Below are 16450 nucleotides of genomic sequence, written 5' to 3'. Positions count from 1 at the left end.
GGCGCGGTCGGCGCCGGCTTCGCGACGAATACGCATCATCTCGACAGCGCAACGCAGGCCGCGCGCCATGTCGATATCGGCGGACACTCGGTGTCGCAGCAGGCGCTCGTCAGGGGCGCCGGGACGGCCGTGAAGTCGGTGCCGAAAATCGGCAAGACGGCCGATTCGATTTTCGGCGTGAGCGCGCCACTCGGCCGCGAGCGGCGCTGGGCGGCGACCGGCACCGTGCGCCCCGGCATGGATAACGCCGATAGCACGGTCGTCAAATCCAAGGTCACGTGGACCTATCCGGTGAGCAAGGCCGGCTTCGAAGTCATCAAGGAAGATCCGGCCCTGTTCCTCAATCCGTGGGTGCTGCCGGCCACGCTGGCCGCGAGCGCGCTGATCACGGTCACCGAGACGCTGAACAATCTGCGCCGCGAAGTCGAAGCCGCGGTCACGTGGGCGTTCGAGAAGATCAAGAATGCATTGCTCGGCGCGTCGGCCAGCACCTTCAACGTCGCCGGCGGGGTGGTGCGTTCGCTGATCAAGATCGTCGTCACCCAGTGCCTCGCGAGCGCGGCGCCGTTCGTCGGCGCGGCCATCGATCTCGGCGCGGGCATCGTCAAGACGCTGCGCGCGGCGGTTGAAAAAGTCGGTGCGTGGCTGCAGCGGCGGCGCATCGAAATCACCCCTGGCCACCCGGAGCTGATCGCGTCCGCACTCGAAGGCGAAATGGAAACCGGCATTTTCCAGGGGCTGTGGACCGCGCTGAAAGGCGCGGTTTCGCTGGCGCTCAGCTCGTTTCTGCCAGGCGCGGGCAGCCTCGTGTCGGCGATCGTCACCGGTGTCGAATGGCTGGTGAAATTCACCTTCCGCCTGTGGGAGCAGAGCAAGATCCACGCGTTTCTGGCCAGGGCGCGCGAGTTCTATTGGGCCGAGCGCGAGCTGGCCACGCGCGATCCGGGCGCGAACGGCCTTCAGTTCCAGCCGAACATGGATGCGAGCAAAGGCGGGATCATCCACGATCTCGACAGGTTCAAGGCTTTCTTCCAGGAAGGTTGCGATGCGAGCCCGCTGATTCCGATGCTCACGCTCAATACCGGCATTTGTGGCAGCCTGATGACGCTCGTGAACCTGTTCAGGGAACCGAACGAAACGGGTCGAGAGGTCGTCGACCGCATAACCTATGACAGCGGCGCCGCTTATTTTGCGCGGCTCAAGAGTTACGGCGCGCAGTATATGCAGAGCTCGGGTTTCAAGTTCCTGCCGCGGCAAACGGACATGCGCGCGAATATTCAGGGCCTGCTCGATCACGCGGTGAATCACCACGGGCAGTCTACGGCGCTCGACAAGGCCGCCGCATTCGTCGCTTCGACGTGAGCACACGCAACCCGGCTCAATCCGGGAACAGGGATGGCGCGAGCGCGGCGGTTTTCGCGGTCGTGCTATCGAGGTCGCGCGATGTGCCGCCATGCAGGGTCGAACAGGGATCGTCGTAACTGGCCATGTTGCGATACACGTAACGCTTGACGAATATTATTCGCGTCTTTTTACGTATTCGCGCGTGTTGGAAATGTGTTGATCAATCCCTTGATCGTTTTTTTCGCAAGCGTTTGCGCGCCTTTGACGTCTCGTTCGAATTGCTGGGTCAGCGTGCCGCGCAGATCGCTTTGCGCGACTTCGCGCTCGCCACGGCGCGTCATCTTTTCGGCATCCCGAAGAGTCTTGATCCTGTTATGGCTTTCGGCAATTGCGCCGGCTGTGAATCCGCTCGGCGCGATTTGATGCTGAATGATTTCATAACAGTATTTATCGCCTTTCATTTGCATCCTCGGGTTTGTGCATTGCCAATCGGCATCGGAAGCATTGGCAAATGATTGGCGGCTGATTGGCGACTGATACGGATATCCGTGTAACGGCATTGATAACGAGCACTTGAGAAAAAGGTATTACGCGCCGCCATGCGAGCCTGTTCGCCGCGCGTCGCGCGCTATGTTTCGGACGCCGCGCAAAGGCGTCGGCATCGCTGGTCCGAAGCGGGGCGGAAAAATTAGTTGGCATCGCTATTGATAGGTACTAACCCGACATTGGAAGAAAAAGCCTAAAGATTCCACCGTCCATGCCGATACGTGTATGACGGTGTTTGTGCGCGCCAGGGCGAACCCGGCGCGTTCTACCCCGGAATGACCTGATTCGCTGGCCGCCTTTTCGGCGTGAGCGGGGCGGGACGGTTTTCTCAATGCTTGCGAGCTCTCGCGGGAGACACGTATGTCCAATAGTTTGCAGAAGTGGGTCGGGCGTAACCGCCCGCCGCGCGTCCAGATCACCTATGACGTGGAAATCGGCGATGCGCTCGAGAAGCGTGAGCTGCCGATGGTCGTCGGTCTTCTGGCCGATTTGTCGGGCCATCCGGCAGAGCCTCTGCCGAAGCTCAAAGAGCGCCGGCTCGTCGAGATCGATCGTGACAACTTCGACGGGATCATGAGCAAGATCGCGCCGCGTCTGGATCTGTCCGTGCCCGACACGATGAAAGGCGAAGGCAATCTGAAGGTCGAACTGAAGTTCGGCAAGTTCGGCGACTTCCATCCGGAAGCGATCGTGCAGCAAGTGCCGCGCCTCGCGAAGCTGCTCGAAGCACGTCAGCAACTGCGCGATCTGCTGGCCAAGCTCGACGGTAACGACGAGCTCGACCACATTCTCGAGCGCATCGTCCAGAACTCGGAGGAGCTGAAGAAAGTTCAAAGCCAGGCAAGCGCGGGTGACAAGCCGGCGGGCGCGGCGCCCGAAGCGCAACCCGCGGCCGAGCCGGCCACCGACGGCGCGCCCGCCGCCTGATGGCGGCCGCAGGCATTGCCTGCCCCCAAGGGCGGGCATAACGAACTTTTACAGGTGATCCAGATGGCAAGCAACAATGCAGCGGGCAGCGCGGCAAGCGATACCCAGACACTCGAAGCAGCGGCGCCGGGCGTCGAACTGAGCCTGCTTGAACAAATCGTTCATGAAGGCAACATGGCGGTCGAAGAATCGCAAAGCGTCTACGCGAAAAAGCTGATCGGTCAGCTCGCGTCGCAGATTCTCGACGAAGGCATGCGCACGAGCCCGGACAAGACCGTGGTCGCGATGATCAACGAGCGTGTCGCCGAAATCGACAAGCTGTTGACCGACCAGTTGAACGCAATCATGCACGACCCGGCGTTCCAGACGCTCGAAGCGTCGTGGACCGGTCTGCACGACATGGTGTACGGCACCGAGACGAGCTCGAAGCTGAAGCTGCGTCTGCTGAACGTGACCAAGAAGGAATTGCTGAAAGACCTCGAAACGGCCGTCGATCACGATATGAGCGTGCTGTTCAAGAAGGTCTACGAAGAGGAATACGGTACCTTCGGCGGTTACCCGTACTCGCTGCTGATCGGTGACTACAGCTTCGGCCGTCATCCGCAGGATCTCGCGCTGCTCGAACGCATTTCGAAGGTGGCCGCCGCCGCGCACGCGCCGTTCATCGCATCGGCCGCGCCGAGCCTGTTCGATATCAAGTCGTACACCGAACTCGGTGTCGCGCGCGATCTGTCGAAGACGTTCGAAAGCGCCGAGCTCGCCGCCTGGCGCAGCTTCCGCGATTCAGAAGATTCGCGCTACGTGTCGCTGGTGCTGCCGTCGTATGCGGCACGTCTGCCGTATGGCGCGAAGACCCGGCCGGTCGACACGTTCAACTTCGAGGAAGACGTCGACGGCACCGACCACGGCAAGTACCTGTGGGCGAACTCCGCGTATCAGCTCGGCCTGCGCATCACCGGCGCGTTCGCGAACTACGGCTGGTCGACCGCGATCCGCGGCGTCGAAGGCGGCGGTAAAGTCGACGGCATGGTCGCTCACACGTTCAAGACCGGCGAAGGCGATATCGCACTGAAGTGCCCGACCGAAGTGACGATCACCGATCGCCGCGAGAAGGAACTGAACGATCTCGGCTTTATCGCGATCGTCAACTCGAAGGGCTCGAACTACGCGACCTTCTTCGGCAGCCAGACGACCAATCGCCCGAAGGTCTACAACAAGGATGCGGCGAACGCGAACGCGCAACTGTCGTCGCGTCTGCCGTACGTGCTCGCGGCGTCGCGCTTCGCGCACTACCTGAAGGTCATCATCCGCGACAAGATCGGCAGCTTCCAGACCCGCGCCGACGTCGAGAACTATCTGAACAACTGGATCGCGGACTACGTGCTGATCAATCCGTCGGCATCGCAGGAATCGAAAGCGCGTTACCCGCTCGGCGAAGCGCGTGTCGACGTGACGGAAGTGCCGGGCAAGCCGGGCGCGTATCGCGCCACCTGCTTCCTGCGCCCGCACTTCCAGATGGAAGAACTGACCGCGTCGATTCGTCTCGTCGCGGAACTGCCGGCGGCGGCAGCCTGATGCATCGCGTGCGACCCGGCCGCACGCGCATCTGCTCAACTACTCAATTAAAACAGGACTGTCATGGATACGATTCTTCTCCTGATCAAGGACATCAAGGGTAACGCGATGATCGACGGCTACACCGATCAGATCGTGATCCACTCGTTCTCGCACGCGGTGTCGTTGCCGATGGGGCTCGACGCGACCAACACCGAGCGTACGCTCGGCCGGCCGAACTTCGCGGAGTTCTCGCTCTCGAAGAGCACCGACCAGTCGACGCCGGGGCTGTACGCCGCGTGCGCGGCCGGCACCAAGCTCGGCGACGCGACCTTGTCGATCGGCCGTAATGAAAACGGCACGTTCATGCTGCACATGAAATACGTGCTCACCAACGCGATGATCTCGTCGATTTCCACGGGCGGCGGCGGCGGCATGGGCGACAGTTTCTCGATCAACTTCACGCAGGTGACCGCCGAGTACACGCAGCAAAAGACCGACTCGACCAAGAAGGGCACCGCGTCGTTCGGCTGGGATCTGACCAAGAACGTCGCGGTTGCGCCGGCTGCCTGATCCCGTTCGTTCACGGTGGGCCGCGTCAGCCAGCATCGTCTTACCATCCGCGCACCAGGAGTACTCGCTTCATGCCGGCATTATCAAGGGGTTCCGCCGTGCCCTTGTTCGACCGTCTCGCCGCTGGCGGCGAGACCCAACTCGTCGGTGCGAACGCGCTGCGCGAGTCGGTGGCGCGCGATCTGGGCAGGTTGCTGAACACGCGTTCGCGGCTCACCGTCGCGGCGTTCTCCGCCAGCGACGGCACGGTGATCGACTACGGCGTGCCGGATTTCTCCGAGCGGTCACTGCGCTCGGGCGCCGATCGCGACGCGATCGCCGCGGCGGTGCGGCGCGCAATCGAGCTGTTCGAGCCGCGTCTGGCGAACGTCACCGTCACTTTTGCTTTTCCCGCCGATCGCAGCGATGCGTTGCTCGTGATCGACGGCCGGTTGCGCGAAGCAAGCGGCGTAGGCCACGTGGCATTCCAGCTGGCCGCCTCGGGCGACAGCTACACCAATCCGCGTTGGGTGGACCATGGCTGAACTCGCCCCCGACGATATTCTCCAGTACTACAAGCGCGAGCTGTCGTATCTGCGCACGCAAGGCGCCGATTTCGCGCAGCGCTACCCGAAAGTCGCCGCGCGGCTCGCGCTGCACGGCACCGAATCGCTGGATCCGCACACCGAGCGTTTGATCGAAGCGACCGCCTTTCTCGCCGCGCGCGTGCATCGCGATCTAGATCAGGAATTTCCGCAGGTCGCATCGGCGCTGCTCGATAACGTGTGTCCGACGCTGGTTCAGCCGACCCCGTCGGTGAGCGTCGCGCAGTTCGAACTCGATCCCGCCCAGGGCAAGGTGACGGCGGGCTTCAAGGTGCCGCGTCACACGGGTCTGCAAGCGCTCACCGAAGGCGGCGATGCGTGCCGGTTCCGCACCGCGTGGGACACGGTGCTGTGGCCGCTCACGATCACGAAAGCGGGTTTCGGCGACGACTCGACGCTGCGTCTCACGCTCGAATGCGAGCCCGGCGTCGATTTTTCGGAACTCGAACTGACGCAGTTGCGCATCCATCTGCATGGCGACTGGATGGTGACGATGCCGCTCTACGAGCTGCTGGTGTCCAGCGTGACCGATGTTTCGCTGCGCCCGGAAGGCGGCAGCGGTGTCGTGCTGCCCGCGTCGGCGTGGCGCGAGGTCGGCTACGCGCCGCAAGACAACGTGTTGCCGCAGCCATCGCATGCGCAGCCGGCCTATGGATTGATGCAGGAATATTTCGCGTTCCCGCGCAAGTTTCATTTCTTCGATCTGCATCATCTGGCGGGCCGCCTGGGCACCGGCCGCAAGTGCGAGATCGTGCTCCATCTCGAACGTTTGCCGCGCGGACTCGGCATGCTCGGCGCGCAGCATTTCAAGCTTGGCTGCACGCCGATCGTGAATCTGTTCTCGCAGACCAGCGAGCCGATCGCGATCGACCATCGTCATTACGAATATCGTCTGGTCGCGGATCAGCGCCGGGACGCGATGACGGAGATCCATTCGATCGTCTCGGTGGTCGCATCGGACCCGTCGACAGAACGCTCGGCGAGCGTGCCGGGTTTCTCCGCGATCGATCATGTCGACACCAACGGTGCGACGGTGTTCTGGTCCGCGCGGCGCGAGCATAGCCTGCGCGAGAACGTGCAGGGCACCGATGTGTTCGTCAGCTTCGTCGACGCGAGCAACGCGCTGAGTCAGCCGAGCGAGCCGGTCGTCTACGCGAACCTGCTGTGCACCAACCGGCATCTGGCCGAACAGGTGCCGCTCGGCGCGCGGCTGCTGGTCGAGAAGGTGTCGCAGAATGCGCGCGTGCGCTGCCTGTACGAACCGACCTTGCAGCGCAATCCGCCGCTCGGCAGCGACACGCTGTGGCGGCTGATTTCGTTGCTCACGCTGAACTATCAATCGCTGGTGAGCGGTGCGACCGGTCAGAAGCAATTGCAGGAAATGCTGCGGCTGTTCGCGTCGGAGAGCACCCGCGAGCAGGATCAGATTCGCGGCATCAAAAGCATTCAGGCGCGCAACGTGACCGCGCACGTCGGTGCCGACGCGTGGCGCGGCTACTGTCGCGGCACCGAAGTGAGCATCGAGTTCGACGCGCACGCGTTCGTCGGCGGCTCGCCGCTGCTGATGGGCGCGGTGCTCGCACGCTTTTTCGCGATGTACACGTCGGTCAATTCTTTTGTGCGGTTGGTGGTGCGCCGCGGAGACGAGATATGGAAGCAATGGGAGCCGATGACCGGTTGCCAGCAACTGCTCTGATCGCCCGGCTCATCGCGAACCCGCAAGGCTTCGACCTGTTCCAGGCGATCAGTCTGCTCGAACGTGCGGTGCCGCATGCGCGTGCGCTCGGCCGCGGCAATGGCGCGGGCGAGGCGGTGCGCCTGAGCGGGTTGGTGTCGCTCGCGTTCGAGCCGAGCGACGTACGCGGCGTGCGGCGCGGCGGGTTGCGCGATGACGTACGCAGCGAGGTACGCACTGAAGCGCGCGAAGATTCGCGCGATGACCCCGCGGTGTCGCCGGCCGACGCTGAACACGACGCGCCTCACGCACATCCAGCGCACGCGGGACGGCGCCCGGCGTACACGCTGTCGACCGCGGCGCTGACGCTCGCCGGTGCGAACGGCCCGCTGCCGATGCCGTTTACCGAGCTGGTGCTCGAAGCGTGCGCGAGGCGCGACTTCGCGACGGCCGACCTGCTCGACATCTTCAATCACCGCTTCCTGTCGTTTCTCTATCGCAGCCGCAAGAAGCACGCACCGGGTCTGAACTGGCGCTCGCCGCATGCGTCGGCGCTCGCCACCTGCCTCGACACATTGAGCCATCTCGGGCTGCGCGGCGCGCAGCGCGGACCGCACGACGAACGGCTATGGATCCGGCACGCGGGGCTGCTCAGCGCGGCGCCGCGCTCGATGACGGGCCTGCTCGCGCTGCTGTCCGACCGGCTGCGCATCACGGTGCGCGGCGCGCAGTTCGTCGGCGGCTGGCGTGAGATCGATGCAGGCGATTCGCTGCGGCTCGCGCGCGTCGGTTCGCGCGCGCCGCGGCTCGGCGGGCAGAGCGTGCTGGGTCGCCGCGCATGGGACCAGGCCGCGGGCATTCGGATCGAGTTCGCCGATCTATCGCGCGAGCGGTTTGCGGCACTGCTGCCAGGCGGCCGCGATCACGCGCTCGCGCACTGGCTGATTCGCTGTTATCTGCAACAGGATTTCGACGTCGAGTTCGTGCTGAAGCTCGCGCCCCAGCCTGTGAGCTGCGCGCTCGGCGGCTCGCGCGCGGCGCGGCTCGGCTGGACTTCGTGGCTGGCCGGCGGCGCGCACCGTGGCGGCGATGACGGCGAAGCCGGCGGCACGACCGGTGACACTCACGAAACGCCGTTGCCGGCCCACGCTCGCGGCATCGCCGCCGCAGCACGGCCGAGCGCACCGGCACCCGCCGCGGTGCGGCTCGCGCTACGCGCGGCCACCGGCGGCGGGATTGATCACGAAGGATTGCGCGCATGAACATCGATATCCGTACGCTGTTGGCCCAGCTCAATCCCGAGTGCAAGCACGCGATGGAGCAGGCCGCGCAATTGTGCGTGCGGCAGACCCACTACAACGTCGACGTCGAACATCTGTTGCTGACGCTGCTGGAATCCGATGCGCCCGATCTGCAGGCGATCCTCAAGCATTTCCAGATCAAGCCGGACACGCTGATCGCGCAGCTGCACAAAGCGATCGACCAGTTCAAGCGCGGCAATGGCCGCACGCCCGCGCTGTCGCCGAATTTCTCCGCGCTGTTTCAGGAAGCGTGGCTGCTCAGTTCGATGCTGCTCGGCGAGCAACAAGTGCGTTCGGGCACGCTGACGCTCGCGCTGCTCGAAATCGACAGCCTGCGCGGCTTGCTGCTCGAATCGGCGCCGGCATTGCTGAACATTCCGCGCGCCAGCTTGCGTGAGCAACTGGCGAAGGTGCTGGCGGGCTCCGCCGAAGATGCGGGCGGCGCCGCGTCGCCGGCCGGCAACGCGGCTGGCCGATCCACCGGCGGTGCCGCTGGCAACCCGGCCGATGCGGCGGGCAAAGCCGCGACGGACGCCGCCGCGCCGCAGCAACCGCAGCAACCGCAGATGCCGTCGATGTCGCGCGCACCCGGCGGCGCGCATAGCGCGCTCGACCAGTACACGGTCGACCTGACCGCGCTTGCCCGCGACGGCGCAATCGACCCGATTCGCGGCCGCGACGCCGAAATTCGTCAATTGATCGACGTGCTGCTGCGGCGCCGCCAGAACAATCCGATCCTGACCGGCGAGGCGGGCGTCGGCAAGACCGCGGTGGTCGAAGGCTTCGCGCAACGGATCGTGCAGCGCGACGTGCCGCCCGCGTTGCAAAACGTATCCGTGCGCTCGCTCGATCTCGCTTTGCTGCAAGCCGGCGCCGGCGTCAAAGGCGAATTTGAGAATCGGCTGAAGTCGGTGATCGCCGAGGTGAAGGCGTCGCCGGTGCCGGTGATCCTGTTCATCGACGAAGCGCATCAGCTGATCGGCGCGGGCGGCAGCGAAGGTCAGGGCGATGCGGCCAACCTGCTGAAGCCGGCGCTTGCGCGCGGCGAGTTGCGCACGATCGCGGCGACGACGTGGGCCGAGTACAAGAAATACGTCGAACGCGATCCGGCGCTCGCGCGGCGCTTCCAGGTCGTGAAGGTCGAGGAGCCGAGCGAGGCCGTCGCGATCGACATGCTGCGCGGGATGGTCGCCAAGCTCGCCGACCATCACGGCGTCGAAATTCTCGATGACGCGGTGCGCGACGCGGTGCGGCTGTCGCATCGCTATATCACCGGGCGCCAGTTGCCGGACAAGGCGATCAGCGTGCTCGACACCGCGTGCGCGCGCGTTGCGATCGGCCAGAATGGCGTGCCGGAGGAAATCGAGGCGCTCGGGCGCTCGATCGAAAGCAACGAGAACCAGTTGCGCATCCTGCGTCACGAAGCGGCGACCGGCAGCGACCGCGCCGATGCGATCGCCACGATCACGAAGCAGCTCGAAGACGAACGCGCGCGCCATGCGCGGCTGTCCGACAAGCTCGTCACCGAAAAGCACGCGGTCGGCGAGATCATCGCGTGGCGCAAGAAGATCGCCGAGCATCTGGCCGACGGGCGCAACACGGCCGATGGCGACGACGCGGACGACGCCGCGTCGCTGACCGCCAACCTCGGCCGCCTCGAAAAAGGCCTCGAAGCGGTGCAGAGCGATGAGCCGATGGTACCGGTCTGCGTCGATTCGTCGGTGGTCGCGAAAGTGATTTCCGGCTGGACCGGCATTCCGGTCGGCCGCATGCTCGCGGACGAACTGCACACGGTGTTGTATCTGCAGGACAAGCTGGCCGAACGCGTGGTCGGCCAGGACCAGGCGCTCGATGCGATCGCGCGCCGGGTGCGCACGTTCCGTGCGGACCTCGACGATCCGGGCAAGCCGGTCGGGGTATTCCTGCTGGTCGGCCCGAGCGGCGTCGGCAAGACCGAGACCGCGTGCGCGCTGGCCGATACGCTGTATGGCGGCGAGCGCAACATGATCACCGTGAACATGTCCGAGTTCCAGGAAGCGCACAGCGTGTCGGGGCTGAAGGGCGCGCCGCCGGGATACGTCGGCTATGGACGCGGCGGCGTGCTGACCGAAGCGGTGCGGCGCCGTCCGTACAGCGTCGTGCTGCTCGACGAAATGGAAAAAGCGCATCCGGACGTGCTCGAACTGTTTTTCCAGGTGTTCGACAAGGGCGTGATGGAAGACGGCGAGGGCGTGCCGATCGACTTCAAGAACACGCTGATCCTGCTGACCTCGAACGCGGCGCAGGACATCATCACCGATGCGTGCGCGGGCGCGCGCCGCCCCGAACCCGCAGCGCTGATCGAACGCCTGCGCCCCGCGCTGCTGCGCCAGTTCAGTCCCGCGTTTCTCGGCCGTCTGGTGCTGGTGCCGTATTACCCGCTCGGCGACGCGCAGATCCACTCGATCGTCAATCTGAAGCTCACGCGGCTCGCGCAGCGTTTCGAGAGCAATCATCATGCGCGCCTCACGTGGGACGAACCGCTCGCCGCGCTGATCACCGAGCGCTGCAAGGAAGTGGATAGCGGCGCGCGCAACGTCGATCACATCCTCACGCAATCGATCCTGCCCGAGCTCGCGCGCCAGGTGCTCGAACGCATCTCGATCTCCGAACCGTTCGGCGGTGTGCATCTGGTGGTGAACGCGAGCGGCGGCATCGAATACCGCTTCCTGACCGTCGAGGAGGCGTAGCAGCATGTCGAGCGTGCCCAGCCAGGACAACTGGTTCATCTCCGTGACGACGCCGTTCGGCACGGACGTGTTGCTGCTCGATGGCTTCGCGGGCCGCGAGGCGATTTCCGCGCCGTTTCACTTCGACCTGCGGATGCGCTCGACCAACAAGGCGCTCGATGCGCAGACCATCATCGGCAAGCCCGTGACGGTCACGGTCAAGGATCAGGCCGGCAGCGCGCGTTACTTCAGCGGCATCGTCAAGCGCTTCGCGCACGCCGGTGCGAATGCGCAGTACGCGTTCTACTCGGCCGAACTCGCGCCGCGCCTATGGCTGCTCACGCTCGGGCGCGACCGGATGATCTACCAGAACCAGAGCGCACTCGATATCGTGAAGACCGTGCTCGGCAACTTCCAGGTCACGTTCGAGCTGCGCATCAGTGGCAGCGACTATGCAGTGCGCGAATACTGCGTGCAGTACGACGAAAGCGCGTTCGATTTCATCTCGCGTCTGATGGAGGAAGAGGGCATCTTCTACTTCTTCACGTTCGCGAACGGCAGCCATACGATGGTGCTCGCCGACAGCGCGTCCGCGCACCAGACCGGCCAGGCCGCGACGCTGTATTTCGCACCCGACAGCAGCATCGCGCCGCGCGCCGAGCGCGTGGCCGAATTCACGATGACGCAGCACATCGTGGCGGGCGAACACGTGCTCGCCGACTACGACTATCTGACGGCGGCGGGCTCCACCGCTTCGTCGAGCGGGAGTGCATCGGTGCCGACCGGGCGCAGCTATGTGTTTCCCGGCAAGTACGCAACCAGCGCGGAAGGCGCCCGCAAGGCCGCGGTCCGGCTCGCCGCGCAAACGGTCCAGCAGCAGACCGGCCATGGCAACGGCTACTGCTACTCGCTGACCGCCGGTACGTCGTTCACGCTGAGTGGCCATGTGAACAGCGCGCTGAACGTTGCGTACGTGGTGCGCGCGGTCGCGCATACCGCGTCGAACGACACCTATAGCAACGACTTCGACGTGTTCCCGGAAGCGGTGCCGTTTCGCGCCCCGCTCGCGACGCCGCGGCCGGTGGTGGCCGGCACGCATACCGCCAAAGTGGTCGGCTCGTCGGGCGAAGAGATCTGGACCGATGCGAACGGCCGCGTCAAGCTGAAGTTCTACTGGGACGGCAGTGCGGGCGCCGACGAAAACAGCTCGTGCTGGGTGCGCGTGTCGCAGGCGTCGGCGGGCCAGGGCTGGGGGCATCTGGTGCTGCCGCGCATCGGCCAGGAGGTGGTGGTCAGCTATGTCGATGGCGACCCCGACCGGCCGCTCGTGACCGGCTGCGTATACAACGGCCAGAACACGCCTCCGGTCGCGCTGCCTTCGCTGCAGACGCAAAGCGTGATGCTGTCGCGTTCGTCGAAGAGCGGCACCGCCGGCAACGAAATCCGCATGGAAGACAAGCTCAATTCGGAAGAGCTGTATTTCCATGCGCAGAAAGACATGAACGTGTCGATCGAGAACGCGCTGAGCACCACGGTGATCGCCGGCGCCGAATCGCACGTGATCCAGAAGGGCGACCGCACCGTCGACGTGCAGACCGGCAAGGAGACGCACAACGTCAAGGGCACGCGCACGCTCGACATCACCGGCGACGAGACGCATACCAACCATGCGGCGTTCACGCAGAACGTCAGCGGCAATTACACGCTGAAGGTGAGCGGCAATTTGGTCATCGACGTGAGCGGGTCGGTCAGCATCAAGGCCGGCACGTCGCTCGCGAGCGAAGCCGGCACCACGCATTCGAGCAAGGCCGGCACGACGTTGAGCAGCGAAGGGATGACGCTGTCGCACAAGGCGTCGGCCACGCAGACCGTCGACGGTGGCGGGATGCTCGCGCTGAAAGGCGGGATCGTCAAATTGAACTGAGGCCAGCGATCGAAACCTTCCTGTCACCACCGGCCGATTCATCCGCGAGCGCGCATAGCGCGCCGGCGGAGGGTCTCGCGCGCATCGTCGAGGAGCGCGACGAGTCCGGCCATCTGGTCGGCCGCGCGTCGCTGGTGGCGGGCGTGCCGCATGGCGAGAGCACGCGCTATGCGCCGGACGGCACGCTGCTGCAACACGCGCACTTCGCGCACGGCGCGCTGAGCGGCCCGCTGCGCACGTTCGACGCGCAGGGCACGCCGCTCACGCACGCGCACTACCTCAACGGCAAGCTGCACGGAGTGACGACGTTATATCTGGAGGGCAATCCGGCCGCGCGCCAGCACTACGTGCACGGCGTATTGCACGGCGAGAGCGTGTCGTACGCGCCGTCCGGACTGGTCACGTCGCGGCTCCATTACGAGGCCGGCAAGCTCGAGCGCGAGGCGCTTTATATGAACGATGGCGTGGTCGTGCGGCGTATGAACTATCGCCACGGCCTGCTCGAAGGCGAAGCCCGCGACTACGCGCGCGACGGCACGCTGGTGCAGGCGTCGCCGTATCGCGCGAATCTGCTCGACGGCACGGTGCGCCGTTTCGCGCCCGACGGCAGCGTGATGGAACAGCGCATGTACGCGAAGGGCAAGCCGCAAGGCGAATGGCGCAGTGTCGCCGCGGCGCCGGCAGCCGGCGCGCCGGGCGCTCCACGCATCGTCAAACAGTTCGAGAAATGGGTGAGGGGCTAGACCTGGCGATGGGCATGCAGATTACCTCCGGCACCACCGTGCAATGCAGCTTCGGCGCCGCGCCCGGCACGCTCAACGTGTTGCCGCTGAACGCGGTGCTGTCCGGCGCGCCGGCCGCGACGATCATGGATCACCTGCCGATGGTCAACGTGATGCCGTTCGGCACCTGCAGCTGCATGGGCAATCCGATGGTCGCCGCCGCGACGGCCGCCGCGCTCGGCGCGCTGACGCCGATGCCGTGTCTGCCGGTCACCGCCGCGCCGTGGGTGCCGGGTTCGCCGACCGTGCTGATCGGCGGACAGCCGGCGCTGAACGACGCGTCGAAGCTGATGTGTTCGTGGGGCGGCGTGATCCAGGTGGTCGCCCCCGCGCAGTTCACCACCATGATTCCGTAAGGGCCGTGTCCGATGCAGCAATACGTTTTTTCGATGACCTCGCGAATGCTGACGATCGCCGCGACCTGCGCGCTGTTGCTCGGCGTGCTGTTGTTCCTGCTGGGGATCGAGATCGGTACGCGCTTTGCCGCGTCGCCGGACACGTCCCCAACTGCGGCCGCGCCCGCGACGGTGTCGACCGGCACGGTCGCACCGCAAAGCTCGCCAGACGCCGGTAGCGTTTCGCCCACCCCAGCGTCGCCCCCGGCGCCTGCTTCTTCGACTCTCTAGGACTGGTACTTGTTATGTCGTCTCTGTTTCTGAACGTTGCCCGCAGCTTTAGCCGGATTGGCGGGGCGCGCGGCGCCGCGTGGCTCGCGGCGGCTGCGCTCGCGCTGAACTCGTTGATCGTGCTGCCCGCCAGCGCGGCCGGCAACTCGCCCGCGCATCATGCGCCGGCCGCTGCCGCCGCCGATAGTGCCGCTTCGGCCCCGGCGCCGTCGCTGACCACCACGTCCACGGGGCTGATCCAGATGCCCGACGGCCGCCTGCTCGCACCAGAGTTCGCGCGCATCGTCGCGCGCGGCGAACTGGTGGTCGCGGTGCTCGGGGTCGACCAGCCGCCGTTCTTCGAAGAGCACGCCGGCCAGCTCAGCGGACTCGACATCACGCTCGCCGAGGACATCGCGAAGAAGCTCGGCGTGAAGGTGCGCTTCAACCGCGACGCGAAAAGCTTCGACGACGTCGTGAGCCTGCTCGCCAAAGGCCAGGCGGATATCGCGGTGAGCAAACTGTCGCGCACGCTCGCGCGCGCCCAGGTGATCAGCTTCAGCACGCCGTATCTGAGCCTCAAGCGCGCGCTGCTGCTCAATCGCGTGAAGTTCGCGCAGCTCGCGCATGGCCGGGCGGTGCCGGAGGTGATCCGCAACTATGACGGCTCGATCGGCGTGGTCGCCAATTCGTCGTATGCGACGTATGTGACGGGCAATTTCCCGCAGGCGCAGGTGCGCAGCTATCCGACCTGGGAGGCGGTGCTCGCCGCGCTGAACACGGGCGAAGTGACGGCCGCCTATCGCGACGAATTCGAGGTGAAGCGCGTGCTGAAAGTGGACCCGACCGCGTCGCTGCGACTGCGCGTGGTCACGCTGCAGGATCTGGAAGACACCCTGGCGATCGGCGTGAACGTGTCGTCGCCGACGCTGCTCGCCTTCGTCAATCAGTTCCTCGCGGAGCGCAATACCCGGTACGACGTAAATACGGTTCTTCAGGCGACCACTCACTGATGAGCCGCCGGCAAGCCACTAACAAGCGACAAAGCAGGCGCATGCACGCATACGCGCATCGGTACACGGTCTACACGCAAGAGAGCACATCATGAATTCCAGCAGGATCTATGCATTCGTTCTGAACCCGTGGGTGGTGATCGGCAGCCTCGCGATCGGCGGCACGATCGGTCTGTTGCTGCCCGGCGAAGCGCAGCGGCTTGGTTTCATCGGCGACATCTACGTCGATCTGCTGAAAATGACCACGCTGCCGTTCATGATCTCGGCGGTAATCTTCAGCTTGCAGCGGCTGTTTCGCGATGGCGGCACCTCGCGGCTGCTGATGCGCGTGATCACGGTGTTCGTCGGCGCGTCGGCGACCGTCGCGGTGGTCGGCGCGATCGTCGTGATGACGCTGCATCCGGGCAAGAACCTGTCCACCGCGACGATGCAGACGTTCGGCCTGATGGTCGGCAGCGACTCGTCGTCGAGCGACACGGTGATGAACCTGTACGGCGCCGATCTGCCGCAACCGTCGCTGAGCCTGTCCGACGTGCTGACGAGCCTCGTGCCGACCAACATCTTCGCCGCGCTCGCCAACGGCGACGCGCTCAAGGCGCTGGTATTCGCGCTGCTGTTCGGCCTCGCGGTCGGCCGCGTGCCGGAGCGCATTTCAGTCGGCTTGAGCCAGGCGCTCGAAACGGTCTACCACGCGTGCCAGAAGCTGATGCACTGGTTGAGCTATCCGCTGCCGCTGATCCTCTTTTGCATGAGCGCCGCGCAACTCGGCAAATCGGGTGTCGGGCCGCTGCACGCCATGCTGCAGTTCGTCATTGCGTTCTTCGTGGTGTCGGTCATGCTGGTTGCGCTGGCCGCAGTGGTGATCTGGAAACGCTCCAGCCACTCGCTCGGCAAGACGCTCGGCGCGCTGCGCG

At 65.1% G+C, this 16450-nt stretch carries 15 protein-coding genes; 14 read left to right on the top strand and 1 reads right to left on the bottom strand.

From position 1 onward, the window contains the following. Positions 1–1362, top strand: a 1362-nt coding sequence (locus VGH68_RS24245; protein WP_331606247.1) for a hypothetical protein, incomplete at its 5' end; no start/stop codon positions are given. Positions 1363–1532: 170 nt separating this feature from the next. Here VGH68_RS24245 and VGH68_RS24240 read toward each other — a convergent pair. Then, entirely contained in the window at positions 1533–1904 is a 372-nt protein-coding gene (locus VGH68_RS24240; RefSeq protein ID WP_331606246.1) for a hypothetical protein, read from the bottom strand. A 346-nt stretch (positions 1905–2250) separates the two neighbouring features. On the opposite strand from VGH68_RS24240, the gene tssB reads away from it, so the two are divergent. From tssB to VGH68_RS24175, 13 genes are all read left to right on the top strand, one after another. Beyond that, positions 2251–2817, top strand: a complete 567-nt coding sequence (gene tssB, locus VGH68_RS24235; RefSeq protein ID WP_331606245.1) for a type VI secretion system contractile sheath small subunit — start codon at positions 2251–2253, stop codon at positions 2815–2817. Between the two features lie 63 nt (positions 2818–2880). Then, entirely contained in the window at positions 2881–4392 is a 1512-nt protein-coding gene (gene tssC / locus VGH68_RS24230) for a type VI secretion system contractile sheath large subunit (RefSeq protein ID WP_331606244.1), read from the top strand. A gap of 63 nt (positions 4393–4455) precedes the next feature. Beyond that, positions 4456–4944, top strand: coding sequence for a type VI secretion system tube protein Hcp (locus tag VGH68_RS24225; protein WP_331606243.1), 489 nt, complete (start codon positions 4456–4458; stop codon positions 4942–4944). Between the two features lie 98 nt (positions 4945–5042). Next, positions 5043–5468: a type VI secretion system baseplate subunit TssE gene (gene tssE, locus VGH68_RS24220; RefSeq protein WP_331606242.1), complete on the top strand. Its 426-nt coding sequence runs from the start codon at positions 5043–5045 to the stop codon at positions 5466–5468. Continuing rightward, complete coding sequence (tssF, locus tag VGH68_RS24215; RefSeq protein ID WP_331606241.1) at positions 5461–7224, top strand: type VI secretion system baseplate subunit TssF; 1764 nt, start codon at positions 5461–5463, stop codon at positions 7222–7224. Before tssE ends, tssF begins: the two co-directional genes overlap by 8 nt. Next, positions 7179–8465 carry a type VI secretion system baseplate subunit TssG gene (gene tssG, locus VGH68_RS24210; protein ID WP_331606240.1) on the top strand — a complete coding sequence of 429 codons (1287 nt, stop codon included), beginning with the start codon at positions 7179–7181 and terminating at the stop codon, positions 8463–8465. Before tssF ends, tssG begins: the two co-directional genes overlap by 46 nt. Continuing rightward, positions 8462–11233 carry a type VI secretion system ATPase TssH gene (gene tssH, locus VGH68_RS24205; protein WP_331606239.1) on the top strand — a complete coding sequence of 924 codons (2772 nt, stop codon included), beginning with the start codon at positions 8462–8464 and terminating at the stop codon, positions 11231–11233. The genes tssG and tssH overlap by 4 nt, the downstream gene beginning before the upstream one ends. A 4-nt stretch (positions 11234–11237) precedes the next feature. After that, complete coding sequence (gene tssI, locus VGH68_RS24200; RefSeq protein WP_331606238.1) at positions 11238–13136, top strand: type VI secretion system tip protein TssI/VgrG; 1899 nt, start codon at positions 11238–11240, stop codon at positions 13134–13136. Between the two features lie 143 nt (positions 13137–13279). Continuing rightward, complete coding sequence (locus VGH68_RS24195) at positions 13280–13879, top strand: toxin-antitoxin system YwqK family antitoxin (protein ID WP_331606237.1); 600 nt, start codon at positions 13280–13282, stop codon at positions 13877–13879. 8 nt (positions 13880–13887) lie between these two features. Beyond that, the gene (locus VGH68_RS24190; RefSeq protein WP_331606248.1) at positions 13888–14274 is read left to right on the top strand and encodes a DUF4280 domain-containing protein; all 387 of its coding nucleotides are present in this window, start codon (positions 13888–13890) and stop codon (positions 14272–14274) included. 33 nt (positions 14275–14307) lie between these two features. Further along, a complete protein-coding gene (locus VGH68_RS24185; RefSeq protein WP_331606236.1) occupies positions 14308–14544 on the top strand; it encodes a hypothetical protein in 237 nt (78 codons plus the stop codon). Between the two features lie 14 nt (positions 14545–14558). Continuing rightward, positions 14559–15536 (top strand): ABC transporter substrate-binding protein, encoded by a 978-nt coding sequence (locus tag VGH68_RS24180; RefSeq protein ID WP_331606235.1) that lies wholly within the window; start codon positions 14559–14561, stop codon positions 15534–15536. 91 nt (positions 15537–15627) lie between these two features. Then, positions 15628–16450, top strand: an 823-nt coding sequence (locus VGH68_RS24175) for a dicarboxylate/amino acid:cation symporter (RefSeq protein ID WP_331606234.1), incomplete at its 3' end; no start/stop codon positions are given.

The sequence above is a fragment of the Paraburkholderia sp. genome (assembly GCF_036488505.1).
Classification (GTDB): domain Bacteria; phylum Pseudomonadota; class Gammaproteobacteria; order Burkholderiales; family Burkholderiaceae; genus Paraburkholderia.
Note: the sequence above shows the minus strand (reverse complement) of the source record. Positions and strands in the feature narration are given on the sequence as shown.